The organism is Pseudomonas sp. REB1044, from assembly GCF_038813925.1.
Classification (GTDB): Bacteria; Pseudomonadota; Gammaproteobacteria; order Pseudomonadales; family Pseudomonadaceae; genus Aquipseudomonas; species Aquipseudomonas boreofloridensis.
Window position 1 is genome coordinate 2,400,495 of sequence record NZ_CP046139.1, and the last position, 25,889, is coordinate 2,426,383.

The following is a 25,889-nucleotide window of genomic DNA, read 5'->3' on the forward strand; positions in this document are numbered from 1 at the left end:
ATGGACAAGAATGGATTTCGCAAGGCAGGCCTGGCCTGCGCCCTGGCCCTGGTGGCCAGCATCGCCCTGTACGCGGTGCAGGCGCCGGCCAAGGCGCCGCGCTACATCACCGCCACGGTCGAACGCGGCGACATCGAGAATGCGGTATTGGCCACGGGGGTACTCGAAGGCATCCGCCAGGTGGATGTCGGCGCCCAGGTGTCCGGGCAGTTACGCTCGCTGAAGGTCAAGCTGGGCGACAAGGTGAGCAAGGGCCAGTGGCTGGCCGAGATCGACCCGCTGGTGCTGCGCAACACCCTGCGCCAGGCTCAGGTCGACGAGGAAAAGCTGCAGGCCGAGCGACGCTCGACTCTGGCCCGGGTCAACCAGACGCGGCGGGTGTACGAGCGCTACCAGGCGCTGCAGGACGACGAGTCGATCTCGCGCCAGGACTTCGAGAACGCCGAGTCCGAGTATCAGGTGCAGCAGGCCACCCTCAACTCGCTGGACGCGCAGATCAAGAGCGCCCAGGTGCAGATCGACACGGCCAAGGTCAACCTGGACTACACCCGCATCAGCGCGCCGATCGACGGCGATGTGGTGGGCATCGTCACCCAGCAAGGCCAGACCGTGATCGCCCAGCAACTGGCGCCAGTGATCCTCAAACTCGCCGACCTGGACACCATGACGGTCAAGGCGCAGGTCTCGGAAGCCGACGTGATCCACATCACGCCGGGGCAGCCGGTGTACTTCACCATCCTCGGCGAGGACCGCCGCTACTACGCCACCTTGCGCGGCACGGAACCGGCGCCGCAGAACTACCTGGAAAGCAGCGACCGCAGCGGCGGCGCCGCGCCCAAGCAGAACACCGCGGTGTTCTACAACGCGCTGTTCGAGGTGCCCAACCCCGACCATCGGTTGCGCATTGCCATGACCGCCCAGGTGCGCATCGTGCTGGCCACTGCCGAAGCGGTGCTCAACGTGCCGGTGGCGGCGCTAGGGCCGGGCGAGGGCGAGGGTCGCTTCGCCGTGCGCGTGCTCGATGACAAAGGTTTCGCCCAGGTGCGCCAGGTCCAGGCCGGGATCAACAACAACGTCAGGGTCGAGATCAAGCAAGGCCTGGCCGAAGGCGACCGGGTGGTGATCGGCGAGCCCATCGGCGATGCGGCGGGGGCGTGAGCATGAACATGAACGTCGCGCCCGGTGCGCAGCGCACACCCGTACAGATCGCCGCGCAGCCGCTGCTGCGCCTGGAGGGCGTGAGCCGCAGTTTCATGGCGGGAGACCGCGAGTTTCTCGCCCTGCGCCACATCGACCTGGACATTCACGCCGGCGAGCTGGTGGCGATCATCGGCGCCTCCGGTTCGGGCAAGTCGACGCTGATGAACATCCTGGGGTGCCTCGACCACGCCAGCGCCGGTTCCTACCAGGTCGATGGTCAGGAAACCCGTGACATGGATGACGAGGCCCTCGCCGCGTTGCGCCGGGACCATTTCGGCTTCATTTTCCAGCGTTACCACCTGCTGCCGCACCTGGACGCGCTGCGCAACGTCGAGATTCCTGCGGTATACGCCGGTACGCCTTCGGCGCAGCGTCACCAGCGCGCCGAAGCGCTGCTGCGGCGCTTGGGCCTGGGCGGGCACTTGAGTCATCGCCCCAGCCAACTGTCGGGCGGCCAGCAGCAGCGGGTGAGTATCTGTCGCGCCTTGATGAACGGTGGCGAGGTGATCCTTGCCGACGAGCCGACCGGGGCGCTGGACACCGTCAGCGGCAAGGAGGTGATGGCGATCCTGCTGGAACTGCACGGTGCCGGGCACACGGTGATCCTGGTGACCCATGATCCGAAGGTCGCGGCCCATGCCCAGCGGATCATCGAAGTGAGCGATGGGCAGATCGTCAGCGACCGGCGCAACCCGGCGCAGGCGGCGCCCGCCGCGGTGGCGGCCGAGCCCCAGCGCCAGCCTCGTCCGACGCGGCGTCTGGTGGCCAACCTGGGGCTGTTCCGCGAGGCCTTCAACATGGCCTGGATCGCCTTGGTTTCGCACCGCATGCGCACCTTGTTGACCATGCTTGGCATCGTCATCGGCATCACGTCGGTGGTGTCGATCTCGGCCATCGGCGAAGGCGCCAAGGGTTACGTGCTCAAGGACATCCAGGCGATCGGCAGCAACACCATCGACATCTATTCGGGGAGCAACTTCGGGGACAGTCGAGCCAAGAGCATCGAGACCTTGGTGCTCGGCGACGTGCAGGCGCTGAACCAGCTGTACTACGTCGACAGCGCCACCCCGGTGATCGGCCGCAGCCTGCTGGTGCGCTACCGCAACATCGACCTGGACGTGCAGCTCAACGGCGTCAGCGAGCGCTATTTCCAGGTGCGCAACATCGAGCTGGCTGCCGGCATCGCCTTCAGCGAAAGCGACGCCCGGCGCCAGGCCCAGGTCGTGGTGATCGACCACAACACGCGCCAGCGGCTGTTCGGCGCAGGCGTCGATCCGCTCGGTCAGGTGATCCTGATCGGCAACCTGCCGTGCACGGTGATCGGGGTGACCAAGGACACCAAGAACCTGTTCGCCGCCGGCAATGCGCTGAACGTCTGGGTGCCCTACGAGACCGCCGCCGGGCGGGTGCTCGGCCAACGTCACCTGGACAGCATCAGCGTGCGGATCAAGGACGGCATTCCCAGCCAGCGGGTGAATCAGGAGGTCAACGCGCTGATGCTGCAGCGCCATGGCAGCAAGGATTTCTTCACCAACAACCTGGACAGCATCATGCAGACGGTGCAGAAGACCAGCCGCTCGCTGACCTTGCTGTTGTCGCTGATCGCAGTGATTTCGCTGGTGGTCGGTGGCATCGGGGTGATGAACATCATGCTGGTGTCGGTCACCGAGCGCACCCGTGAGATCGGCATCCGCATGGCGGTGGGGGCGCGGCAGTCGGATATCCGCCAGCAATTTTTGGTGGAGGCGGTGATGGTGTGTCTTTTGGCGGGCTGGTGGGCATCGGCCTGTCGTATGGGATCGGCTACCTGTTCACGCTGTTCGTCCAGCAGTGGCAGATGGTCTTCTCACCGGCATCGATCGCCACGGCGTTCGCCTGCTCCACCTTGATCGGCGTGCTGTTCGGCTTTGTGCCGGCACGCAACGCGGCGCGCCTGGATCCGATAGAGGCGCTGGCGCGCGATTGAAGGCCGCGCCAGCGAGTGGTGACTCATGCCAGTAGTTTGATCGCGCGGTCAAGGAACGCGCCTTGGAAGGTGGGGAACTGCGATGCAACACGGATGGCATCTGGATCGAGGAACAGACCACCGGCCGAGATCAGGTCACTGCCCATCTCGAAGTAACCGCCGTCCGCGAAGCCCTTGTCCAAGGCGCCAGAGCGCTCGAGGCGTGCGACGCACAACATGCCCTGCTGTCGGGTGAGATGATCGCCCGCCAGGACGATCCTGGCATGTGTGTCAATCCCGACCCTGTTCAGCACCAGGCCACCGTCTGCCGGCCTGAGCGTAAGCGGTTGCCCATCATTGAACTCGCTGTCGCGCTCGCCTTCGAGGTCGAAGCAGAACACGGTGGTCGGCTCCAGTGCTTTGGAACTGATCGCTCGAGTGATGACGATGCGGCTGTCATCCACTGCCAGTCCCGGACGCAGTCCAATGGTGTAAGAAAACAGATCGAGCTCGACCGCACCGCCCGCAAACGAACGTCGGACCAAGCCATTGACCTCATACCGCTTGAGTACCATTCGGCCATCGACTCGCTCGGCCAGGACGATGAACCCGCCCTCAGGAAGAAAGTGGGCTAAATAAACATTTAGAGGATTGCCGTCTTCGTCGGTGAGATCTAGAGCGCTTTGCTCGCCATGTTCACCGAGCCCGGCAACCTGTTCTCCACTGTCAGCGTCCAGCAGCAGAATGCGCGCAGTAATGACAGGGTCGCCGAAAGCATCTTCCGTCGTTTGTGGGAAGATCACCCGGATCACGCCGTCGGACACACCGATAACATGACTTTGGATCGGGCGGGGTGAGCGGGTGATTCCCGGATGTGCAGACCGTCGCTTGGATTGTTCACCGCTGGGTATCGGTATCCACGGCTCGCCTGGATCGGGCAACGCCATGCCGTGCTCGCCGAATGACGGCACCAACTGGAACTGCTCATCAAAGCGCGCGATGCTGATGTAATTGAGTACCCGGTCGGTGGACTCTTCGAAGTAGGCGGGTTGGCCTGCTGCCAAATAGACGGTCCGTTCTGCGAGCGTCGTTCTGAACAAGGCGGGGCAGTGTTGGCTGCCGTCAGGATAGTGCTCATCAGGTTGGACGATCACATGCCCACCGTCGCTGGGGTAGTGACCATCGGGATCCAGACGAGCGAATCGATAAGGCAGGTCCTCGCCGGGATTGAGCCCGTAGTAGACCAGCGATCCGTCGGCATCAGCGCATAGCGCAGTCACTTGCAGAGAGTGAACATCAGGCGCGGGTGGATCGGCCGGTGGCGTGGCGATACCGTTTTGACCATAAGCAGGGTCGAGGGTGCCGGGTTTGTCGTTCATGAACGTGCTCCTGTGCGGGTTCGGCTTTCAGCCTAAGAGCAGAGGAGGTCGTGCCGATACTGACAATATTGTCAGGTATCCCCGTACAGCCAGCGCAGCAGTGCATGTCGCCCACTGATACCCAACTTGATCGCTGCGCGGCGCAGGTAGCTCTCCACGGTATTGACCTTGAGTTGCAGGTGCTCAGCCTGCTGCGGCGCGGTGCGTCCGGTCAGCAGGCCCAGGCATACCTGCAGCTCGCGGTTGGACAAGGTCAGGTCCGCCTGGTCGAGGCGCTCCTGGAAACGGCGTTGAAGGGTGTCGGTACTGCTGCGCTCGGCAATGCTGGGCTGCAACGCTTCCAAGTGCTTGTGCAGCATGGGCAGCAGCAACGGCGAGATGTCCAGCAGCCGGTCGCGCTCGCAGGCCGAGAACGCCGCGTCGTCGGCGCGCAGCACGTGCAGTTCGTAGTGATAGTCGGGGGTACGCCGCACCAGGTGCAGACGCGCGGGAGCGACCAGTTCCAGCCCGTCCTGTTCGGCGCCGCTGAACACGGTTTCGCTGAGCAATGTGGTGCTGTGGCCGTTGGCGCTGGAGGCCGGGCGTACCTGGCGGATGTGCGTGGCGTCGACGCTCAGGTGGGTTTGGATCAGGTCATGCAGCAGGCGCGGAAACTGGCGGCTGCCGGTGCTGGCAATGACTTTGCCGACTTGCGGGAAGAACAGGTGCGAATTCATCGTGGCATCCATGGGTGGGTGAATCGTCCTGGTGTTGCTGTCGGATAATAGCACATAGCTATCATTCCGATTGGCTTTGGTCGCTATCCTAGTACAACGATTCAGTGGGTGCCTTAACAAATGGCCGTGCTGGAGTGGCTGGATAAAAGAGCCCCGCTGACCGAGGCCGGCGGGGCTAAGGGCTGGTGGAGATCCACCAAAGGAGTCGTTGCAGGCGCTGCCGGGGTCGTTACTTCACGCTGGCGACGGCCTCCGGCTGCCAGCCGCCCCCAGGGCCTTGTAGATCGAGACGATGCCGCGGTACAGCTCCACTTCGCCCTGGGCCTGGGCGTCTTCGGCCGCCAGTTTTTCCCGTTCGGCATCGAGCAGCACCAGGTAATCGGCGGTGCCTTCGCGGTAGCGGATCGAGGCCAGCTCCGCCGCCTTGCGGCTGGCGTCGCTCTGGCGCATCAGCGACAGCAGGCGCTGCTGGCGCTTGCCGTAGTCGCTGAAGGCGTTCGACGATTCTTCCAGGGCCAGCAACACCTGCTGCTCATAGCTGGCCAGGGCACCCTCGGCGTCGGCCTTGGCGCCGCGCAGTCGCGCACGCACGCTGCCCAGGTCGAAGGCCGCCCAAGTGATGCTCGGGCCCAGTGCCCAGGCGTTGGCTGCCGAAGCGCCGATCTGCGAACCGCGTCCGGCGGTGAAACCCAGGAAGCCGCTGAGGCTGACCCGGGGGAACAGGTCGGCGGTGGCCACGCCCACATCGGCGGTGGCGGCGGCGAGCTGGCGCTCGGCGCGGCGAATGTCCGGACGGCGGCGCAGCAGCTCGCCCGGATCACCCACCGGCAGGGCCTTGGCGATGGCCGGCAGTTGCCTGGGCGAGAGGTCCACGCTCAGGGCGTCCGGGCGCTGACCCAGCAGGGTGGCGATGCGGTTGCGGGCGCGCACCTGTTCGGCTTGCAGTTGCGGCACGCTGGCCTCGACCGCCGCCAGCCGCGCGTCGGCGCGGACCACGTCCAGCTCGTTGCCCACGCCGGTGTCGCGCAGGGTCACGGTGATGCGCCGCGAATCCTGCTGGGTCTGCAGGTTGGCCAGGGCGATGGTTTCGCGCAACTGGGCGCCACGCAGTTGACCATAGGCGTCGACCAGCTCGGCGATCAGGCTGACCTGCAACTGCTGCAGATCGGCAAGGGCTGCGTCTTCGCGGGCCGCGCTGGCCTCGATGCGCCGCTGGATGCGGCCGAACAGGTCGAGCTCCCAGGCCATGTCCAGGCCCAGGTCGTAGCGCTCTTGGTTGACCCGGCGATCGGTCTGACCCGGCACCTGGCCCTTGCCGATCTCGCTGCTGGCGCGGCTGGTGACCACCGGCAGGTCGTCGTTGTCGGCGTCCTCGCGGATCGCCCGCGCGGCTTTGAGTCGGGCGAAGGCCACGCGCAGGTCGCGGTTGCCCTGCAGCGACGCCTGCACCAACTGGTCCAGGGTCGGGTCGTCGAACTGTTTCCACCAACGGCTCTCGAAGCGGCTGCGGTCCAGGGTCTGCGCCGCTGCGGCGCTGTCCAGCCGCGCCGGGGCGGTGTCCGGCGCGTGGTAGTCCGGGCCCACCGCACAGGCCGCCAGGGCCAGCGCCAGCAGGCTCGGGGTCAGGGGTTTGAGCAGGCTCATGCAGGATTCTCCAGGGTGTGCGCAGGCTCGGCGGTGCCAGCCTGACGGCGGGCGACCCGGCGGCGTATCAGGTTGAAGAACACCGGCGTCAGGAACAGGCCGAACACGGTCACCCCGATCATCCCCGAGAACACCGCCACGCCCATGGCATGGCGCATCTCGGCGCCGGCACCGGAGGAGAACACCAGCGGCACCACGCCCATGATGAAGGCGATGGAGGTCATCAGGATCGGCCGCAGACGCAGGCGGCAGGCTTCCAGGACCGCCGCCAGCGGGTCGAGGCCCTCGGCCTGTTTGTCCTTGGCGAACTCGACGATGAGGATGGCGTTCTTGCACGCCAGGCCCACCAGCACGATCAAGCCGATCTGGGTGAAGATGTTGTTGTCACCGCCGGAGATGATCACCCCAGTGATGGCCGACAGCAGGGTCATCGGCACGATCAGGATCACCGCCAGCGGCAGGCTCCAGCTTTCGTACTGCGCCGCCAGTACCAGGAACGCCAGCAGCACGCACAGCGGGAAGACGAACAACGCGGTGTTGCCGGCCAGGATCTGCTGGTAGGTCAGGTCAGTCCATTCGTAGGTCATGCCATTGGGCAATTCCTGCTTGAGCAGCTTCTCGATCGCCGCTTCGGCCTGACCCGAGCTGTAGCCGGGGGCTGCCGCGCCGTTGATCTCGGCGGTGATGAAGCCGTTGTAGTGCATGACCCGATCAGGCCCGGAGGTGTCGCTGACCTTGAGGAAGGTGGCCAGCGGAATCATCTCGCCCAGGTTGTTGCGCACCTTCAACTGGCCGATCTGCTCGGCGTCGAGGCGGAACTGTTGTTCGGCCTGGACGTTGACCTGGTAGGTGCGACCGAACCGGTTGAAGTCGTTGGTGTACAACGATCCCAGGTAGACCTGCAGGGTGTCGAAGATGTCGTTGATCGCCACCCCGTGGGTCTTGGCCTTTTCCCGGTCGATGGCGGCATCGACCTGCGGCACGTTGACCTGGTAGCTGGTGAACAGCCCGGCCAGTTCAGGCACCTCGCGGCTTTTGGCGATGATGTTCTGGGTTTCCTTGTACAGCGCCTCGTAGCCCAGGTTGCCGCGGTCCTCGATCTGCAGGCGGAAGCCGCCGATGGTGCCCAGGCCCTGAACCGGCGGCGGTGGGAAGATTGCGATGTAGGCGTCCTGGATGTCGGCGAACTGCGCGTTCAGCGCCGCAGCGATGGCACCGGCCGACTGGCTGGGGTCGCGACGCTCGTCGAACGGCTTGAGCGGGGTGAACACGATGCCGCTGTTGGGGCTGTTGGTGAAACCGTTGATCGACAGGCCCGGGAAGGCCACAGAGTCGGCTACGCCGGGTTGCTTGAGGGCTATCTCGCTCATGCGCTTGATCACCGCCTCGGTGCGGTCGAGGCTGGCGGCATCGGGCAGTTGCGCGAAGGCCACCAGGTACTGCTTGTCCTGCGCCGGGACGAAGCCGGTCGGCGTCGAGGAGAAGCCCAGGTAGGTCAGGCCGATCAGGCCGGCGTAGACGAACAGGGCAATGCCGCTGGAGCGGATGACCTGGCGCACGCCGCCCACGTAGCGATGGCTGGCGCGGTCAAAGAAACGGTTGAACGGGGCGAACAGCCAACTGCCCAGCAGCCGGTCGAGCACCCGCGAGAAACGGTCCTTCGGTGCGTGGTGCTCTTTGAGCAGCACGGCCGCCAGGGCCGGCGACAGGGTCAGCGAGTTGAACGCCGAGATCACCGTGGAGATAGCAATGGTCAGGGCGAACTGCTTGTAGAACTGACCGGTGAGGCCGGAGATGAATGCGGCCGGTACGAATACCGCGCACAGCACCAGGGCGGTGGCGATGATCGGCCCGGTGACCTCGCTCATGGCTTTCTGCGTGGCCTCCAGGGGCTTGAGGCCTAGGGCGATGTTGCGCTCGACGTTTTCAACCACGACGATGGCGTCGTCCACCACGATGCCGATGGCCAGCACCAGGCCGAACAGCGACAGGGCGTTGAGCGAAAAGCCGAACAGGTGCATCACTGCAAAGGTGCCGATCAGCGATACCGGGACCGCCATCAGCGGGATGATCGAGGCGCGCCAGGTCTGCAGGAACAGGATCACCACCAGCACCACCAGCACCAGGGCTTCGAACAGGGTGTGCACCACCGCTTCGATGGAGCCACGGACGAACACAGTGGGGTCGTAGACGATGCTGTAGTCCATGCCCTCGGGGAAGTCCTTCTTCAGCTCGGCCATCTTGGCCCGCACTTCGTCGGAGATCTCGATGGCGTTGGAGCCAGGGCGTTGGAAGATCGGGATGGCCACTGCCGGCTGATTGTTCAGCAGCGAGCGCAGGGCGTATTGGCTGGAGCCCAGCTCGACCCGAGCGATGTCTTTCAGGCGGGTGATCTCGCCGTCGGCACCGGCGCGGATGATGATGTTCTCGAACTCCTCCTCGCTGACCAGGCGGCCCTGGGTGTTGATCGACAGTTGAAAGCTGGTGGAGCCGGGCGCGGGCGGCGCGCCGAGCTGGCCGGCGGCGACCTGGCGGTTCTGCTCGCGGATCGCCGCGACCACGTCGCTGGCGGTGAGGTTGCGCGAGGCGGTCTTGTTCGGGTCGAGCCACACGCGCAGCGAGTAATCGCCCATGCCGAACAGTTGCACGTCGCCCACGCCGCCCAGGCGCGCCAACTCGTCCTTGATGTTGAGGATGGCGTAGTTGGACAGGTAGAGCATGTCGTAGCGCTGGTCCGGCGAGGTCAGGTGCACGACCATGGTCAGGTCGGGCGAGGCCTTGTCGACGGTGATGCCGATGCGTGTGACTTCTTCCGGCAGCTTGGGCTGGGTGCGGGTCACGCGGTTCTGTACCTGCACCTGGGCGTTGTCCAGGTCGGTGCCCAGGGCGAAGGTGATGGTCAGCGTGAGCTTGCCGTCGGCGGTGGATTGCGAGGACATGTACAGCATGTTCTCGACCCCGGTGATCGCCTGTTCAAGCGGCGCGGCGACGGTTTCGCCGATGACCTTGGGGTTGGCGCCGGGGAAGTTGGCGCGCACCACCACCGTGGGTGGCACCACTTCGGGGTATTCGCTGATCGGCAGTTGGAACAGCGAGATCGCACCGGCGATCAGCAGGACCAGCGACAGCACGGCGGCGAAGATCGGCCGGGTGATGAAGAATTTCGAGAAGTTCATGGGTGTCGTCCCTTAACCGCGCGGTGCTGGGGCACTGGCGACTTTAACGGTCGAGCCGGCCACGGCCGGTGCGGGGTTACTGGCTTGCAGCGCCTCACGCTGACGGGCGAGGGTGGCCAGGGTGTCGTCGCTGGCCATCGGCGTTTCCTGGGGCGTGACCGGCGAGCCGGGACGCACGCGCTGCAGGCCCTTGACGACGATGCGCTCGTCCTTGTTCAGGCCGCTGCGTACGATGCGCAGGCCTTCGAGCTTGGGCCCCAATTCCACCGCGCGGTAGGTGGCCTTGTTGTCTTGGTCCATGACCAGCACGAATTTCTTGCCCAGGTCGGTGCCGACGGCTTCGTCGTTGATCAGCATGGCGTCGTACTGGGCGCTGCCGACCAGCTTCAAGCGGGCGTACAGGCCGGGGGTGAACTGGCCGTCGCGGTTGTCGAACACGGCGCGCCCACGGATGGTGCCGGTGCGTGGGTTGACCTGGTTGTCGACGAAGTTCATCTGGCCCAGGTGCGGGTTGCCGGCTTCGTTGGTCAGGCCCAGGTACACCGGGGTGCTCTGGCCGCGCTGACCCTGGCGTGCGAGCTGGGTGTACTTGAGGTAGACGCGTTCGTCGGCGTCGAAATAGGCGTAGACCTTGTCGGTGGAGACCACGCTGGTCAGTGGCGTGACGTCAGCGGTGACGATGTTGCCGGCGGTGAACTCGGCGCGGCTGACGCGGCCACTGATCGGCGAGGTGACGCGGGTGAAACTCAGGTTCAGGCGGGCCAGGTCCAACTGCGCCTGAATGGCTTCGACCCCGGCACGCGCTTCGGCGGCGGCGCTGCTGCGCGACTCGGCCAGTTCGGCGGAGATGGCGTTGCTGTCGCGCAGGCGCTCGCCGCGACGGGCTTCGTTGGCGCTGCGGGTGGCACTGGCCTTGGCTTGTTGCAGTTGTGCTTCGAGGCGGCGGACTTCGGCCTGGAAGGGGCGCGGGTCGATCTGGAACAGCAGGTCGCCCTTGTTGACCTGGGCGCCTTCGGTGAAGGCCACGCGGTCGATCTGCCCGGAGACGCGCGGGCGCACCTCGACGGTTTCCGGCGCTTCCAGGCGGCCGGTGAATTCGTCCCATTCGTTGATCGGCTGCTCGATCACCTTGGCCACGCTGACGGTGGGCGCGGCGGGTGCTTGCGTGGCGTCAGGGGTCTTGCCGCAGGCGCTGATCACCGCCACTGCCAGGGCAGCGAGGGGTAGGCGCAGGGCCTTGAATGAAGGTTCCATGGAGAACTCCGCCAATGTAGGAATAGTGGGCGGATTCTGCGAGCGTCAGGCGGCGGTAACGAATCGAATGACTCGAAGGTCACTATCAAGCTGATTGATAGATTGGCTGAATGGATCGATAGCAGAGTGGCGAATGAGGCGGCAGGTCGAGTGCATCTGCGGTCTGACGCTGCTTCGCAGGAGCGGGCGAGCCCGCTCCTGGACAGGCGGGTTACTGTTCTGCCAGCAGGTCATCCTGCGACAGCAGCGCCTGGGCCAGCTCTTCGTCGCTGACCTGCAGGCCGGGATGACTTTGCCGCGCCCGCTGCAGCGCAGCGTCGACATAGACCCCACGGATCGCACCACCGCTGGCCACGAACGATGACAGTTCGTCGCGGGCAGGGATGATCCGTTTGTCGTCCTTGAAGGTGGAATACAGCGACGCCGAGACACCCGCCGAGGTCGCGACGTCGCGACCATCGACGCGTGCCAGCGCCGAACCTGCGGGAATGCACAGCACCAGTGCCGGGACAAGCAGCGCGTAACGCATGGTCAATCCTCCAGAAGCTTCACGGGATGTACTGCATGCACGTATGAGCGGTGCGTTGCCGGCACAGTTCGATTTTTTTGCAGGTGAGCTCAGCGCTCGCGCACCACACGGAAACCAAGCCAATCGCCGCGCAGGGTCGAACTGCGTTCGTTGCGGTTGCCGGAGCGCGAGAAGATCGGCGCCTCGGTGTAGTCGTTGCCGCGAATCACCCGACGGTCGGCGCATTCGCCGCTTTTGGTCTGCGGGCTGCCGTCGGTGGGCGCCGTGGCGTAGCTGTCGACGTAGCAGTCGCGGGTCCACTCGTAGACGTTGCCGTGACCGTCGTACACGCCGTAGGGATTGGGTGGGTAGCTACCGGCAGGCGAGGTGTAGGAGAAACCGTCCTTGGGACCGTAGGTGTTGGCGTGCTTGGCGATGCTGTACTCCTCGCCTTCATCGAAGGGGAAGGGGAACGGGCCGCTGCTGCCGCCGCGAACGGCATACTCGCGCTGGGCTTCGCTCTGCACCTTGTAGACGTGGCCGGTCTTCTTCGACAACCACGCGGCGTAGGCTTCGGCCTCATGGAAGTTCAGGCACACCGCCGGCTGCTTGTCGCCTTGGGGGTAGCGCGGCTTGCCGGCAATGCATTCGCGACCGGGGCGGGTGTCGCCGTTGGGCACCTGGTAACCGCTGCTGCGCAGGTAGGCCTTCCATTCGCCGTTCTGGACCTGGAAGCGGCTGACGGCGAAGGCTTTCTTGAACGTCACCTCGTGCAGCGGGCCTTCGTCGGGCTGGCGCCCGAGTTCGTCATCGGGGGTGCCCATGGTGAAGGTGCCTGCTGGCAACACCACCATTTCCGGGCAATCCTTGCAGTCCTTGAACACCTTGCCTGGCTGAGTGGGGCTGGCGGCCAGGGCGCTGGCGGAAAGGCCGGTCATCAGTACCAGGCCCAGGGCCAAGGGCAGGGCGGACAGAGGGCGGGGAGGCTGTGGAGTCATCGCGGGTCTCGCTGTCTGAAGGGGGAAACGGGGCACGCCACAGGCGGGCCTACAGGCGTTTTTCGAGGATGGCCATGAAGCGGTCCAGTTCGCGCTCGTCGTTGAGCAGTCCCGGCGCGGTCCGCACCACCGGGCCGACGTCACGGTCCACGGCATCGGCGACCACCCGGTTGGCCATCAGGTAGGCCGCTACCTGGTCGCTGTCCTGGCCCTTGACCCGGAAGAAGCTGAAACCCGACGACAGGGCCGGGCGCTGCGGCGTGACCAGTTCGATGCCGGGCAAGGCCAGCAGGCGCTGCTTGAGGTCGCTGTTGAGCTGGTGAATGCGCGTTTGTACGTCCGCCTTGCCCAGTTGCAGGTGCAGGTTGAACGCTTCGTCCACGGCCCAGCGATGCTCGAAGGCGTGGTAGCCACCCGGGGTCATGCTGGTGGCGAAGTCGCTGTCCTGGGAGAAGGTGGGGATGATCGGCGTCAGGTGCTCGAGCGTTTGCGAGGCGGCGCAAATGATGCCGGTGCCGCGTGGGCCGAACAGCCATTTGTGGGTGCCGGCGATGAAGTAGTCGCAGTGCATGGAGGGAAAGTCGAGGTCTTCCACGCCGAAGCCGTGCACACCGTCGACCACGTAGAGAATGCGGTCCTTGTCGTCGCGATTGCGGTTACGCTCGGCGACCAGTTGGCCGATCTCGCCGATCGGGAGCTTGACGCCACTGCCGGACTGCACCCAGGTCATGCCCAGCACACGGGTGTTGTCGCGAATGCCAGCAGCGATGTTGCCGAGGATTTCATCGGTGGACACGTTGGCGGGCTGGTCGAACAGCGCAATGCGCCGCACCTGGGTGCCTTCGCGCTGGCTGCGGTAGGCCAGGACGTGTTTGGTGGCGTAGTGCTCATGGGGAGTGATGAGGATTTCCTGGTCCGGGCGCACCTGCAGGCCGCCGAAGATCAGGGTCAGGCCTTCGGTGGTGCTGCCGGTCAGGGCGATCTGGCCGGGACGGGCATTGAGGTAGCGACCGGCGGCTTGGCGTACCCGCGCTTCGTGCTGCCACACCTCTTCGCGATCCCAGTCCATGGCCAGCCCTGGGTTGCGGTCCAGGTGGGCGCGGTAGCGGGCGATGGCCTCGGTCACCGGACGCGGGTGGGAGGTGATCAGGAAGTTGGAGAAGTGCAGGTAGTCGGGGTCCTGGTCGAACAACTGGCGCAGGCGCTGCCACTTGTCCTGGGTCTGGGGTTGGATGTGCGGCGGCGCGGTGGCGGCCTGGGCGCTGTGCTGCAGGGCGCTGCCGAGGGGTAGGGCTGCGGCCAACAGGCCGGCTTGCTTGAGAAAGGTTCGGCGGTCGTTCATGGCAGGGCGTGGCCCGAAGGCGCCGTGCGCGGGTGGGGAATGCAAAGGGGTCGTGTCATGGCCTTCTCGCGGCTCGCCATCGTCAGGGCAGGTGAGGTACCTGTTGTGAGGGATGGACGAGCCTGCGCGGAAGGAATTTAGGAGGGTGGTAGCGGCAAGCGGCGAACCGCGAGCCGCTGCGCCTACAGGATCAGGCCTCGTAGCCCAGGTTCGGTGCCAGCCAGCGTTCGCTGACGCTGATGTCCTGGCCTTTGCGATCGCTGTAGCGCTCGATCTGGTCCTTTTCCACCTTGCCGACCGCGAAGTACTGCGCCTGCGGGTGGGCGAAATACCAGCCGCTGACGGCGGCTGCCGGGAACATGGCGAAGTGCTCGGTGAGGAACACGCCGCTGGGGCCGGTTTCGCCGATGGCGGTGCCGTCGAGCAGGCGGAACAGCGTGGCCTTCTCGGTGTGGTCCGGGCAGGCGGGGTAGCCCGGGGCCGGGCGGATACCGCTGTACTGCTCCTTGATCAGCGCCTCGTTGTCCAGTTGCTCGTCCTGGGCGTAGCCCCAATACTGCTTGCGCACCCGGGCGTGCAGCCATTCGGCGCAGGCCTCGGCCAGGCGGTCGGCCAGGGCCTTGACCATGATCGAGCTGTAGTCGTCGCCCTTGTCTTGATAGGCCTTGGCCACTTCCTCGGCGCCGATGCCGGCGGTGGTGATGAAGCCACCGACATAGTCGGTGACGCCGCTGTCCTTCGGCGCGACGAAGTCGGCCAGCGACCAGTTCGGCTTGCCGTCGGGCTTGATGGTCTGTTGGCGCAGGTGGTGCAGGGTGGCCAGGGTCTGGCCTTGGTCGCCGTAGACTTCGATGTCATCGTGCTCGACCTGGTTGGCCGGCCAGAAGCCGAACACCGCACGGGCGCTGATCAGTTGCTCGCTGATCAGCTTCTCGAGCATGTCGCGGGCGTCCTGGTACAGCGCCGTGGCGGCTTCGCCGACCACCTCGTCGGTGAGGATGCGCGGGAACTTGCCGGCCAGGTCCCAGGAAATGAAGAACGGCGTCCAGTCGATGTACTCGGCCAGTTCGCGCAGGTCGATGTCTTCCAGCACCTTGACGCCGGTGAAGGAGGGGACTGCCGGCTGGTAGGCGGCCCAGTCGTATTGGGGCTTGGCGGCGATGGCCTGGTCGTAGCTCAGGCGTTCGGTGCGGGCGCTGCGGTTGGCGGTGCGCTCGCGCACTTCCACGTATTCCTGACGGGTCTTGTCGACGAAGGCGCCCTTGAGCTCCTTGGACAGCAACTGGGTGGCCACGCCCACGGCGCGCGAGGCGTCGGTGACGTAGATCACCGCGTCGTTGGCGTACTTGGGCTCGATCTTCACCGCCGTGTGGGCTTTGGAGGTGGTGGCGCCGCCGATCATCAGCGGCAGGTGGAAGTCCTGGCGCTGCATTTCGCGGGCTACGTGGACCATTTCGTCCAGCGACGGGGTGATCAGGCCGGACAAACCGATGATGTCGCACTTCTGCTCGCGGGCGGTCTGCAGGATCTTCTCGGCTGGCACCATCACGCCGAGGTCGACGATGTCATAGCCGTTGCAGCCGAGCACCACGCCGACGATGTTCTTGCCGATGTCGTGCACGTCACCCTTGACCGTGGCCATGAGGATCTTGCCCTTGGCCTCGGGCTTGTCGCCTTTTTCGGCTTCGATGAACGGAATCAGGTGCGCTACCGCCTGCTTCATCACCCGCGCCGACTTGACCACTTGCGGCAGGAACATCTTGCCGGCGCCGAACAGATCGCCGACCACGTTCATGCCGCTCATCAGCGGTCCTTCGATGACCTCGATCGGTCGCGTGGCCAACTGCCGGCATTGCTCGGTGTCTTCGACGATGTAGGCGGTGATGCCCTTGACCAGCGCGTGCTCCAGGCGCTTGTCCACCGGCATCGAGCGCCACTCTTCGTTTTCCACTTCCTTGGTGGCGCCGCCGCCTTTGTAGTCGTCGGCGATGGCCAGCAGGGCGTCGGTGCCCTCGGGGGTGCGGTTGAGCACCACGTCCTCGACCTTCTCGCGCAGCGCGGCGGGGATCTCGTCGTAGATCTCCAGTTGACCGGCGTTGACGATGCCCATGGTCAGACCGTTCTGAATGGCGTGGTAGAGGAACACCGAGTGGATCGCTTCGCGTACCGGGTTGTTGCCACGGAAGGAGAACGACACGTTGGACACACCACCCGAACTCAGCGCGTGGGGCAGGTGGTCGCGGATGTAGGCGCAGGCTTCGATGAAGTCCACGGCGTAGTTGTTGTGTTCCTCGATGCCGGTGGCGACGGCGAAGATGTTCGGGTCGAAGATGATGTCTTCGGGCGGGAAGCCCACCTCGTTGACGAGGATGTCGTAGCTGCGCTGGCAGATTTCCCGCTTGCGCGCGGCGGTGTCGGCCTGGCCGACCTCGTCGAAGGCCATCACCACCACGGCGGCGCCGTAGCGTTTGCACAAGTTGGCGTGGTGCTTGAATTGCTCGACGCCTTCCTTCATCGAGATCGAGTTGACGATACCCTTGCCCTGGATGCACTTCAGGCCCGCTTCGATCACCTCCCACTTCGAGGAGTCGATCATGATCGGCACGCGGGAAATGTCCGGCTCGCCGGCGATCAGGTTGAGGAAACGCACCATGGCCGCCTGGGAGTCGAGCATCCCTTCGTCCATGTTGATGTCGATCACCTGGGCGCCGGCCTCGACCTGCTGCAGCGCCACTTCCAGGGCTTCGGTGTAGTTCTCTTCGCGGATCAGCCGGGCGAACTTGGCGGAACCGGTGATGTTCGTGCGCTCGCCGACGTTGACGAACAGCGACTGGCGATCGATGGTGAACGGTTCCAGGCCCGACAGCCGGCAGGCCTTGGGAATGTCCGGGATGGCCCGTGGCGGGTACTTGGCCACGGCCTCGGCGATGGCCTGGATATGGCCTGGGGTGGTGCCGCAGCAGCCGCCGATGATATTGAGGAAGCCACTGGCGGCGAACTCCTCGACCACCGCCGCCATTTCCGCCGGGGTTTCGTCGTACTCGCCGAAGGCGTTGGGCAGGCCAGCGTTGGGGTGGGCAGACACCTGGGTGTCGGCCTTGGCCGAGAGCTCTTCCAGATAGGGGCGCAGGTCCTTGGCGCCGAGTGCGCAGTTCAGGCCTACCGAAATAGGCTTGGCGTGGCGTACCGAGTTCCAGAAGGCTTCGGTGGTCTGCCCGGACAGGGTGCGGCCGGAGGCGTCGGTGATGGTGCCGGAGATCATGATCGGCAATTCGACCCGATCTTCCTCGAACACCTGCTGCACGGCGAAGATCGCGGCCTTGGCGTTGAGCGTGTCGAAGATGGTTTCGATCAGGATCAGGTCCGCGCCGCCTTCGATCAGACCGCGGGTGGCCTCGGTGTAGTTGAGCACCAGTTCGTCGAAGGTGACGTTGCGATAGCCTGGGTCGTTGACGTCCGGGGAAATCGAGCAGGTGCGGCTGGTGGGGCCGAGCACGCCAGCGACGAAACGTGGGCGGTCCGGGGTTTCCAGGGTCTTGGCGTCGGCCACCTGGCGGGCGATGCGCGCGCCTTCGACGTTGAGCTCGTAGACCAGCGCTTCCATGCCGTAGTCGGCCTGGGACACCTGGGTGGCGTTGAAGGTGTTGGTCTCGAGAATATCGGCGCCGGCGTCCAGGTACGCCTTCTCGATGGCGGCAATCACCTGGGGCTGGGTCAGCAGGAGCAGGTCGTTGTTGCCCTTAACATCGCTTGGCCAATCGGCGAAGCGCGTGCCACGATAGTCCTTTTCCTCCAGACGATAGCTCTGGATCATGGTGCCCATACCGCCGTCCAGAATCAGGATACGCTCCTTCAGTGCGTGCTGAAGTGCTTGGAGACGAGCGCTGCGGTCGGGCATGAGAACTAACCTGGTCGGACGAAGATCGGAAGTGCGGGATAATAACAAAGCTGCACGGATTTTAGGTGCATCGGCCAATTGCATGAATTTGATTCATGTTGGCGATGCCAGGCGCAGACCCGTTGGAAATACAGACAATCGTGACAGCTCTCAAGAACCAGGACACTGCGCACATGGTGCAACGTTTTATCGCCGCCTCCTTTGCCTTGCTGCTCGGTGGCGCCGCATGGGCCCAAGCCCCTCAATCGAGCCCGAGCATTTCTTACACCCGGGACATTCAGCCGATCTTTACCCAGAAGTGCGTGGCCTGCCACGCCTGCAACGATGCGGCCTGCCAGCTCAACTTGGGCAGCGCCGAAGGCGTGCAGCGCGGCGCCTCGAAAGTGCCGGTGTACCAGGGTGAGCGCAGCGAGGCGGTGCCGACCACGCGGCTGTTCTACGACGCCCAGGGTGAAGAGGCCTGGCGCAAGAAGGGTTTCTACTCGGTGCTCGACGCCCAGGGCAGCCAGGCGGCGCTGATGGCGCGGATGCTCGAGCTGGGCCACAAGACCCCACTCACGCCCAATGCCAAGTTGCCGGACGAGATCGTCCTGGGCCTGGAGCGCAACAACATGTGCCCGCTGCCCCACGAGTTCGACGCCTACGCTGGCGCCCATCCCAAGGAGGGCATGCCGTTGGCGGTCACCGGGCTCACCGACCAGGAACACCAGACCTTGCAGCGCTGGCTCGCCGCCGGCGCGCCGGTGGAGTACCAGCCGATCCAGCCAAGCGCCAGCGAGGCCAGCCAGATCGCCGAGTGGGAGGCACTGCTCAACCGCCCAGGCGCCAGCGAAGCGCTGGTCGGTCGCTGGCTGTACGAGCACCTGTTCCTGGCGCATATCTATTTCACCGGCGGTGAGCCGGGTCACTTCTTCCAGTGGGTGCGTTCGCGCACGCCCAGTGGCCAGCCGGTGGACCTGATCGCCACGCGGCGGCCCAACGATCCGCCGGGTAGCGATTTCTACTACCGGCTGATGCCGGTGCAGGGCGTGATCGTGCACAAGACCCACATCACCTACCCGATGGGTCCGCAGAAGCTCAAGCGCGTCAAGCAGCTGTTCTATAGCGGCGATTGGCAGACCACTTCGCTGCCAGGCTATGGCCCGCAGCGCCGCGCCAATCCGTTCGAGACCTTCGAAGCGATCCCGGCGGTGGCGCGCTACCAATTCATGCTCGACAACGCCGAATACTTCGTGCGCACCTTCATCCGCGGCCCGGTCTGCCGTGGGCAGATCGCCACCGACGTGATCCGCGACAACTTCTGGGCGCTGTTCCAGGAGCCGGCCCACGACCGCTACGTCACCGACGCGGTGTACCGTGGCCAGGCGACGCCGCTGCTGGCCATGCCTGGACAGATCGACGACGTCGGCAGCGTGTTGAGCCTGTGGCGCGCTTACCGCAACAAGCGCAACGACTACGAAACCCTGCGCCGCGAGGCCTATGCCGAAATGCCGCCACCGAGTTGGTCGACGCTGTGGGCCGGCAATGACAACGCCTTGCTGAGCATCTTCCGCCACTTCGACAGCGCCTCGGTGAGCAAGGGCCTGATCGGCGATGTGCCGACCACCATGTGGCTGTTCGACTACCCGCTGCTCGAGCGCACCTATTATCAGTTGGCGGTCAACTTCGACGTGTTCGGCAACGTCTCGCACCAGTTGCAGACGCGCCTGTACTTCGACCTGATCCGCAATGGCGCCGAGGTCAATTTCCTGCGCCTGATGCCCGCCGAGAAGCGCGGGGCGATCCTCGACGATTGGTACCAGAACAGCGGCAAGGTGAAGATGTGGCTGGATTACACCGACATCGACACCGACACACCCAGCGGGCTGCAACTGGACAAGCACCACGCCGAACGCGATTTCGGCCTCAAGCTGCTGCAACGCACCGCCAGCCTCAACGCGGCCCCCGATCCGATCAACCGCTGCACCGGGGCCTATTGCTCGCGGCCGCAGATGAACGCGCAGTTCCGTGACGTCGAGCAGTCGCTCAGCCGCCTGGTGTCGCGTCCGGCGGCCGGGCTCAAGGTGATCGGCCAACTGCCCGAGGCGACCCTGCTGCGCATCGAAGGGCAGGGCGGTCAGCGCCAGGTCTACAGCCTGCTGCGCAACCGCGCCCACAGCAATGTCGCGTTCCTGCTCGGCGAGGCCTACCGCTACCAGCCGGGTCTGGATACCTTGACCCTGTACCCGGGCGTGCTGAGCAGTTATCCCAACTTCATGTTCAACATTCCGGCCAGTGAGGTGGCGGCATTCGTCGATGCCATGGAAGCGGCGCGCGACGACACCGGCAAGCTCGAGCGCATCGTCGAGCGCTGGGGCATTCGCCGCAGCCATCCGCAGTTCTGGCAGTACTTTCATGATCTGAGCACCTTCATCGAGGAAACCGATCCGGTCGAAGCCGGGGTACTGGACATGAACCGCTACGAGAACCTCTGATCGGACCTTTCCGGGTCGACTGTGGTCGGACAGGTGGGTGGCCCGGCCGTGGCAGCGCTCAGCGCGCTGCCACGGCCGGGCCTGAATGCACCGACAATCGCAGGACAACCCATGCTGTATTCGCTTCAGGCGCTCCGCGCGTTCGCCGCCTGGGTGGTGGTCTGCCACCACTTCATGCAGATTTTCTTCGACTTCCAGGCCGACGGCCCCGTGGGCCGCCTGCTCGCCGAGCGCGGTGCGGTAGGCGTGGACATCTTCTTCGTCATCAGTGGTCTGGTGATCTACCTCTCGACCCGCGACAAAGACATCGCGCCCCGCGAATTCCTCCTCAACCGCGTGCTGCGCATCGTGCCGGCCTACTGGTTCTACACCTTGCTCATGGCCGTGATGCTGCTGGCGGCCAGCCGCTGGATGCCGCATCAGGTGTTCGACTGGCAGCATCTGCTGCTGTCGCTGTTGTTCGTACCGTCCGAAAACCCCGGTGGCTATGGCCTCTATCCAACGCTCAACGTCGGCTGGACGCTGAACTTCGAGATGTTCTTCTACCTGCTGTTCGGCCTGGCCTTTCTGGTGCGCCAGCGCCATCACCTGATTCTGGTCACCGCTGCGTTGCTGCTGGTCAGTGAAGTGCTCGGCCGTCTTGGTGTGCTCAGCCGCTTCTACAACAACGACATCATCTACGAGTTCGTGCTGGGGATCGGGCTGGGTGTGCTGTACCGCCGTGGTTTGATTCGCGAGGGACTCTGGCTGCCTTTGGCGGTGCTGGTGGCGGCCGGCTTCGCGTTGTATCGGCTCGACGCCTCGCAACGCCTGCTGCACTGGGGCTTGCCCAGTGCCATGGTGGTGCTGGCGTTCATCGCCCTGGAGCCATACTTTCGCGGCAACCGGGTGCTCAAGGCGCTGGGCGATTGTTCCTACTCGGTGTACCTGATCCACGTGCTGGTGCTCTGGGCCGGCTGGTTCGTCAGCCAGCGCCTGGCGCTGAACCCGTACCTGGTGTTCGCCGTCTGCGTGCCGGCCATCGGCTTGCTGTCGTGGTTCAGTTACCAGTGGCTGGAGTGCGGCCTGTACCGGCGATTGAAGGCGCAGTTCGCCACGAACCAGGCTGCACCGGCGCTATCCCGAGTCAAATACTAGGACTTTGTCCGACGCCGGGCTTTGGCGTACACTGCACGGCAAGTCTGTGAGGAACTTCCATGAGCGCTATAACCATTACCGACGCCGCCCATGATTATCTGGCCGATCTGCTTTCCAAGCAGAACACGCCCGGGATCGGCATCCGCGTCTTCATCACCCAGCCGGGCACCCAGTACGCCGAGACCTGCATCGCGTATTGCAAGCCGGGCGAAGAGAAGCCTGACGACACCGCCGTGGGTCTGAAGAGCTTCACTGCATACATCGATGCCGTCAGCGAGCCGTTTCTCGAAGACGCGCTGGTGGACTACGCCACCGACCGCATGGGCGGGCAACTGACCATCAAGGCGCCGAACGCCAAGGTGCCGATGGTCAACGAAGACAGCCCGCTCAACGAGCGCATCAACTACTACCTGCAGACCGAGATCAATCCGGGTCTGGCCAGCCACGGTGGGCAGGTGAGCCTGATCGACGTGGTCGATGACGGTATCGCCGTGTTGCAATTCGGCGGCGGTTGCCAGGGCTGCGGCCAGGCCGACGTGACGCTCAAGGACGGTATCGAGCGCACGCTGCTCGAGCGGGTGCCGGAGCTGAAAGGCGTGCGCGATGTGACTGACCACAGTCAGAAAGAGAACGCCTACTACTGAGTCCAGTGGAAGGCGTGACGCATTGGGGCCGCATTGTGCGGCCCCAATCGCATTCAGTGCGATGACCTCACAGGATCGGCTTGCCGCCGGTCACCGCATAGCGCGACCCGGAAATGTAGCTGCTCTCGTCCGAGCCTAGCAGCACATAGATCGGCGCTACCTCCACCGGCTGTCCCGGCCGTCCCAGCGGCGTTTTCGAACCGAAGTTGCGCACCGCCTCATCCGGCATGGTCGCGGGGATCAAGGGTGTCCAGATCGGGCCTGGCGCCACGCTGTTGACCCGGATGCCCTGCTGGCCGAGCATCTGCGCCAGCCCCGCACTGAAATTGGCGATGGCGCCTTTGGTGGTGGCATAGGCCAGCAGGCTTGGCGACGGGTCGTCGGAGTTCACCGAACTGGTGTTGATGATCGAACTGCCGCGCGGCATGGACGGCAGCGCCGCCTTGCAGATGCGGAAGATGGCGGTGATGTTGATGTCGAACGTCTTCACCCATTCCTCGTCGTCGATTTCGTCGAGGGTTTCATGCGACATCTGGAACGCCGCGTTGTTGACCAGAATGTCGATGCGCCCGAACTGCCCGACGGTTTTGCTGACGATGTCGTGGCAGTGCTGCTTGTGCGCCAGATCGCCCGGCAGCAACAGGCACTGACGACCTTCGGCCTCCACCCATTTGGCGGTGTCCTTGGCGTCTTCGTGCTCGTCGAGGTAGGCAATGGCCACATCGGCGCCCTCGCGGGCATAGGCAATGGCCACCGCGCGGCCGATGCCGCTGTCACCCCCGGTTATCAGCGCCTTCTTGCCCGTCAGCCGACCGCTGCCGGTGTACGACTGTTCGCCGCAATCGGGTACGGGGTCCATGTTCTTCTGGCTGCCGGGCACGGTCTGCGGCTGCGAGGCGAACGGTGGGGTGGGGTAGTTGCGCATGGCGATCACTCCTGCTGAAGGAAAAGGTCTCTTTGCCTATGAAGCGAGCCAGTGCTCAGGGTTGGAACGGATATACGCCTGCCACGACAGACGGTCGGCGGGCGATTGATCTGAATCTTTCTCGCGCGCCTGTCTCTATCCCCTATCGAGTCACACAACGATCAGGAGCGATCGCGTGCCACGCATCATCACCCCCGCTACTCCCGAGCATGAAATCTCCAGCGAGCGCGAAGCACGGATGTTCGGCTCGCCGAAAGAGCGCCTGGATTTCTATCGCCGGGAAATCCAGTACGAGACCACCATCCTGGCCAACCGCACCGACGCCTACCTCACCGCGCAATCCTTCCTGGTCATCGCCTTCGTCTCCGCCATGAGCAACCTCAACGAGAGCTGGGGGCAGATGTTCACGTTGCTGGTGCCGCCCTTCCTGGCGCTGCTGGGCGTGCTCAGTTCGCTCAACGCCTGGCCGGGGATCCATGCCGCCTACAAGATCATCGACCACTGGCAGCTCAAGCAGAGCAATCTACTGCGCAGCGAACCGCTGATGGGCCTGGCCTACGACGAGTCGCCGCTGTTCGCCGAGGCCGAGACCTCACGGGCGTCGCATCGCAAGTCGCTGCTGTTTTCCCTGCGCACGCCGTGGATCTTCCTGGCGTTCTGGGTGATTTTGGGCGGTTACGCGCTGTTCATTCAGCTGGGTTGACGGACCGCCTTCACATTTCACTTACAGTCAGCACGGCCACCCATCTGGCAGAATCCCTTCCTTTTCCTGTGTCTGGAGACCTTCATGCTGCGTGTACTCGAACGCTGGCTTGACCCTTTCCCGCCCGACGAGGCCCCGCCACCGCCCATGGGGCTGGCGCGCTTCATGTGGGCCTGCACCCGCGGCGCGCGCGGCTACATCGTCGCCCTGGCACTGCTGAGCGCCGCGGTGTCGGTGTATGAAGCCTGGCTGTTCGCCTTTCTCGGACAAGTGGTGGACCTGCTGGCCAAATGGCAGGTCGGCGAAGCCGTAACCGCCGAGGAGACCCGCGTGGTGTGGGGCGTTGGCGCCGTATTGGTGATCAGCATCGCGCTGGTGGCTGCACGCACCATGGTCCAGCACCAGGTCCTGGCGATCAATTTGCCTCTGCGCCTGCGGTGGGATTTCCACCGTCTGATGCTTCGCCAGAGTCTGTCGTTCTTTTCCGATGAATTCTCCGGGCGGGTGACCACCAAGGTGATGCAGACCGCCCTGGCGGTGCGCGAGGTGCTGTTCACCTTGATCGAGATCCTGCCGGGTATCGGGGTGTACTTCGTGGCGATCATCGCCCTGGCGGGCGGCTTCGCGCCCAAGCTGATGCTGCCGTTCGTGGCCTGGTTGCTGCTGTTCGGACTGACCATGCTGTACTTCGTGCCGCGCCTGGGCAAAGTGGGGCAGGAGCAGGCCAACGCCCGCTCGTCCATGACCGGACGGGTGTCGGACGCCTACACCAACATCACCACGGTCAAGCTGTTCTCCCATTCCAAGCGCGAGGCGCATTTCGCCCGGGCGGCGATGGAAGACTTCAAGCACACCGGTTTCCGACAGATGCGCCTGGTCAGCCAGTTCGAGATCGCCAATCAGGCGCTGGTGGTCGGTTTGATCATGAGTGCCGGCGGCTATGCCCTGTGGCTCTGGCACCAGGGCCAGGTTGGCGCCGGTGCGGTGGCGGCGATCACCGCCATGGCGCTGCGCATCAATGGCATGTCGCACTGGATCATGTGGCAGATGACCTCGCTGTTCGAGAGCATCGGCACCGTGCAGGACGGCATGGCCACCCTGGCCACCGGTCCCAAGGTGCAGGACGCGCCCGGTGCCGGTGTGCTGCAGACCCAGGGCGGGGCCGTGAGCTTCGACAACGTGCACTTCAACTACAACGGCGAACGTCAGGTGCTCGATGGCCTGAGCCTGGAGATCCAGGCCGGCGAGAAGATCGGCCTGGTGGGCCGCTCCGGGGCCGGCAAGTCGACCTTGATCAACCTGCTGCTGCGGTTCCACGACGTCGACCAAGGACACATCCGCATCGACGGCCAGGATATCGCCCAGGTCACCCAGGACAGCTTGCGCAGTGCCATCGGTATGGTCACCCAGGACACCTCGCTGTTGCACCGCTCGATTCGCGACAACATCGCCTACGGCCGGCCTGACGCCACCGAGGCGCAGATCCGCCAGGCCGCCGTCGACGCCCAGGCCGATGACTTCATCCGCCAGCTCAGCGACCGCCAGGGCCATACCGGCTACGACACTTTGGTCGGCGAGCGCGGCATCAAGCTCTCCGGCGGCCAGCGCCAGCGCGTGGCGATCGCGCGGGTCATGCTCAAGAACGCGCCGATCCTGCTGCTCGACGAAGCCACCAGCGCGCTGGACTCGGAGGTGGAAGTGGCCATCCAGGAAAGCCTCGACGAGATGATGCAGGGCAAGACGGTGATCGCCATCGCCCACCGCTTGTCGACCATCGCTGCGATGGACCGGCTGATCGTGATGGACGAAGGGCGCATCATCGAGCAGGGCACCCATGCCGAGCTGCTGGCGCGCAACGGCACCTACGCCCGGCTTTGGCAGCACCAGAGCGGAGGCTTCCTCGGCGAAGACCAAGGTGTGCTGGAGGCCGCCGAATGAGCCCGAGC

At 64.8% G+C, this 25,889-nt stretch carries 15 protein-coding genes and 2 pseudogenes; 7 read left to right on the forward strand and 10 right to left on the reverse strand.

The window, feature by feature from the left end; translation table 11 throughout:
- A complete protein-coding gene (gene macA, locus GKC70_RS10930; protein ID WP_342651320.1) occupies window positions 1-1,158 on the forward strand; it encodes a macrolide transporter subunit MacA in 1,158 nt (385 codons plus the stop codon).
- A gap of 8 nt (window positions 1,159-1,166) precedes the next feature.
- Window positions 1,167-3,166 (forward strand): annotated as a pseudogene (locus GKC70_RS10935) (MacB family efflux pump subunit).
- A gap of 23 nt (window positions 3,167-3,189) precedes the next feature.
- Here GKC70_RS10935 and GKC70_RS10940 read toward each other — a convergent pair.
- The 9 genes and pseudogenes from GKC70_RS10940 to metH form a co-directional block, all read right to left on the reverse strand.
- On the reverse strand, window positions 3,190-4,524 hold the full coding sequence (locus tag GKC70_RS10940) for a hypothetical protein (RefSeq protein ID WP_342651321.1): 1,335 nt from the start codon (window positions 4,522-4,524) through the stop codon (window positions 3,190-3,192).
- A 71-nt stretch (window positions 4,525-4,595) separates the two neighbouring features.
- Complete coding sequence (locus GKC70_RS10945; RefSeq protein ID WP_342651322.1) at window positions 4,596-5,240, reverse strand: LuxR C-terminal-related transcriptional regulator; 645 nt, start codon at window positions 5,238-5,240, stop codon at window positions 4,596-4,598.
- Window positions 5,241-5,469: 229 nt separating this feature from the next.
- Window positions 5,470-6,884, reverse strand: a pseudogene (locus GKC70_RS10950) (TolC family protein).
- Window positions 6,881-10,060 carry an efflux RND transporter permease subunit gene (locus tag GKC70_RS10955; RefSeq protein WP_342651323.1) on the reverse strand — a complete coding sequence of 1,060 codons (3,180 nt, stop codon included), beginning with the start codon at window positions 10,058-10,060 and terminating at the stop codon, window positions 6,881-6,883. The pseudogene GKC70_RS10950 and the gene GKC70_RS10955 overlap by 4 nt, the downstream one beginning before the upstream one ends.
- Window positions 10,061-10,072: 12 nt before the next feature.
- Window positions 10,073-11,314: a multidrug efflux RND transporter periplasmic adaptor subunit MexE gene (mexE, locus tag GKC70_RS10960; RefSeq protein ID WP_039578214.1), complete on the reverse strand. Its 1,242-nt coding sequence runs from the start codon at window positions 11,312-11,314 to the stop codon at window positions 10,073-10,075.
- A 211-nt stretch (window positions 11,315-11,525) separates the two neighbouring features.
- Window positions 11,526-11,843, reverse strand: a complete 318-nt coding sequence (locus GKC70_RS10965; RefSeq protein ID WP_295483933.1) for a DUF2388 domain-containing protein — start codon at window positions 11,841-11,843, stop codon at window positions 11,526-11,528.
- A gap of 89 nt (window positions 11,844-11,932) precedes the next feature.
- Complete coding sequence (locus GKC70_RS10970) at window positions 11,933-12,820, reverse strand: formylglycine-generating enzyme family protein (RefSeq protein ID WP_342651324.1); 888 nt, start codon at window positions 12,818-12,820, stop codon at window positions 11,933-11,935.
- A gap of 49 nt (window positions 12,821-12,869) precedes the next feature.
- Window positions 12,870-14,162: an aminotransferase class V-fold PLP-dependent enzyme gene (locus GKC70_RS10975; protein WP_342651325.1), complete on the reverse strand. Its 1,293-nt coding sequence runs from the start codon at window positions 14,160-14,162 to the stop codon at window positions 12,870-12,872.
- Between the two features lie 190 nt (window positions 14,163-14,352).
- Entirely contained in the window at window positions 14,353-18,060 is a 3,708-nt protein-coding gene (gene metH / locus GKC70_RS10980; RefSeq protein ID WP_342651326.1) for a methionine synthase, read from the reverse strand.
- Between the two features lie 173 nt (window positions 18,061-18,233).
- Between metH and GKC70_RS10985 the strand changes: the two genes are divergently transcribed.
- The 3 genes from GKC70_RS10985 (at window position 18,234) to nfuA (ending at window position 22,315) form a co-directional block, all read left to right on the forward strand.
- Window positions 18,234-20,534, forward strand: a complete 2,301-nt coding sequence (locus GKC70_RS10985; RefSeq protein ID WP_342651327.1) for a fatty acid cis/trans isomerase — start codon at window positions 18,234-18,236, stop codon at window positions 20,532-20,534.
- 111 nt (window positions 20,535-20,645) lie between these two features.
- A complete protein-coding gene (locus tag GKC70_RS10990) occupies window positions 20,646-21,671 on the forward strand; it encodes an acyltransferase (protein ID WP_342651328.1) in 1,026 nt (341 codons plus the stop codon).
- A gap of 59 nt (window positions 21,672-21,730) precedes the next feature.
- Entirely contained in the window at window positions 21,731-22,315 is a 585-nt protein-coding gene (gene nfuA / locus GKC70_RS10995) for a Fe-S biogenesis protein NfuA (RefSeq protein WP_342651329.1), read from the forward strand.
- Window positions 22,316-22,382: 67 nt separating this feature from the next.
- On the opposite strand, the gene GKC70_RS11000 is transcribed toward nfuA, so the two are convergent.
- The gene (locus GKC70_RS11000; RefSeq protein ID WP_342651330.1) at window positions 22,383-23,240 is read right to left on the reverse strand and encodes an SDR family oxidoreductase; all 858 of its coding nucleotides are present in this window, start codon (window positions 23,238-23,240) and stop codon (window positions 22,383-22,385) included.
- Window positions 23,241-23,415: 175 nt separating this feature from the next.
- On the opposite strand from GKC70_RS11000, the gene GKC70_RS11005 reads away from it, so the two are divergent.
- Together GKC70_RS11005 and GKC70_RS11010 are read left to right on the forward strand one after the other, a co-directional pair.
- Window positions 23,416-23,943, forward strand: a complete 528-nt coding sequence (locus GKC70_RS11005; RefSeq protein ID WP_029613568.1) for a hypothetical protein — start codon at window positions 23,416-23,418, stop codon at window positions 23,941-23,943.
- Between the two features lie 84 nt (window positions 23,944-24,027).
- Window positions 24,028-25,881, forward strand: a complete 1,854-nt coding sequence (locus GKC70_RS11010) for an ABC transporter ATP-binding protein (RefSeq protein WP_342651331.1) — start codon at window positions 24,028-24,030, stop codon at window positions 25,879-25,881.
- Window positions 25,882-25,889 lie beyond the last annotated feature (8 nt).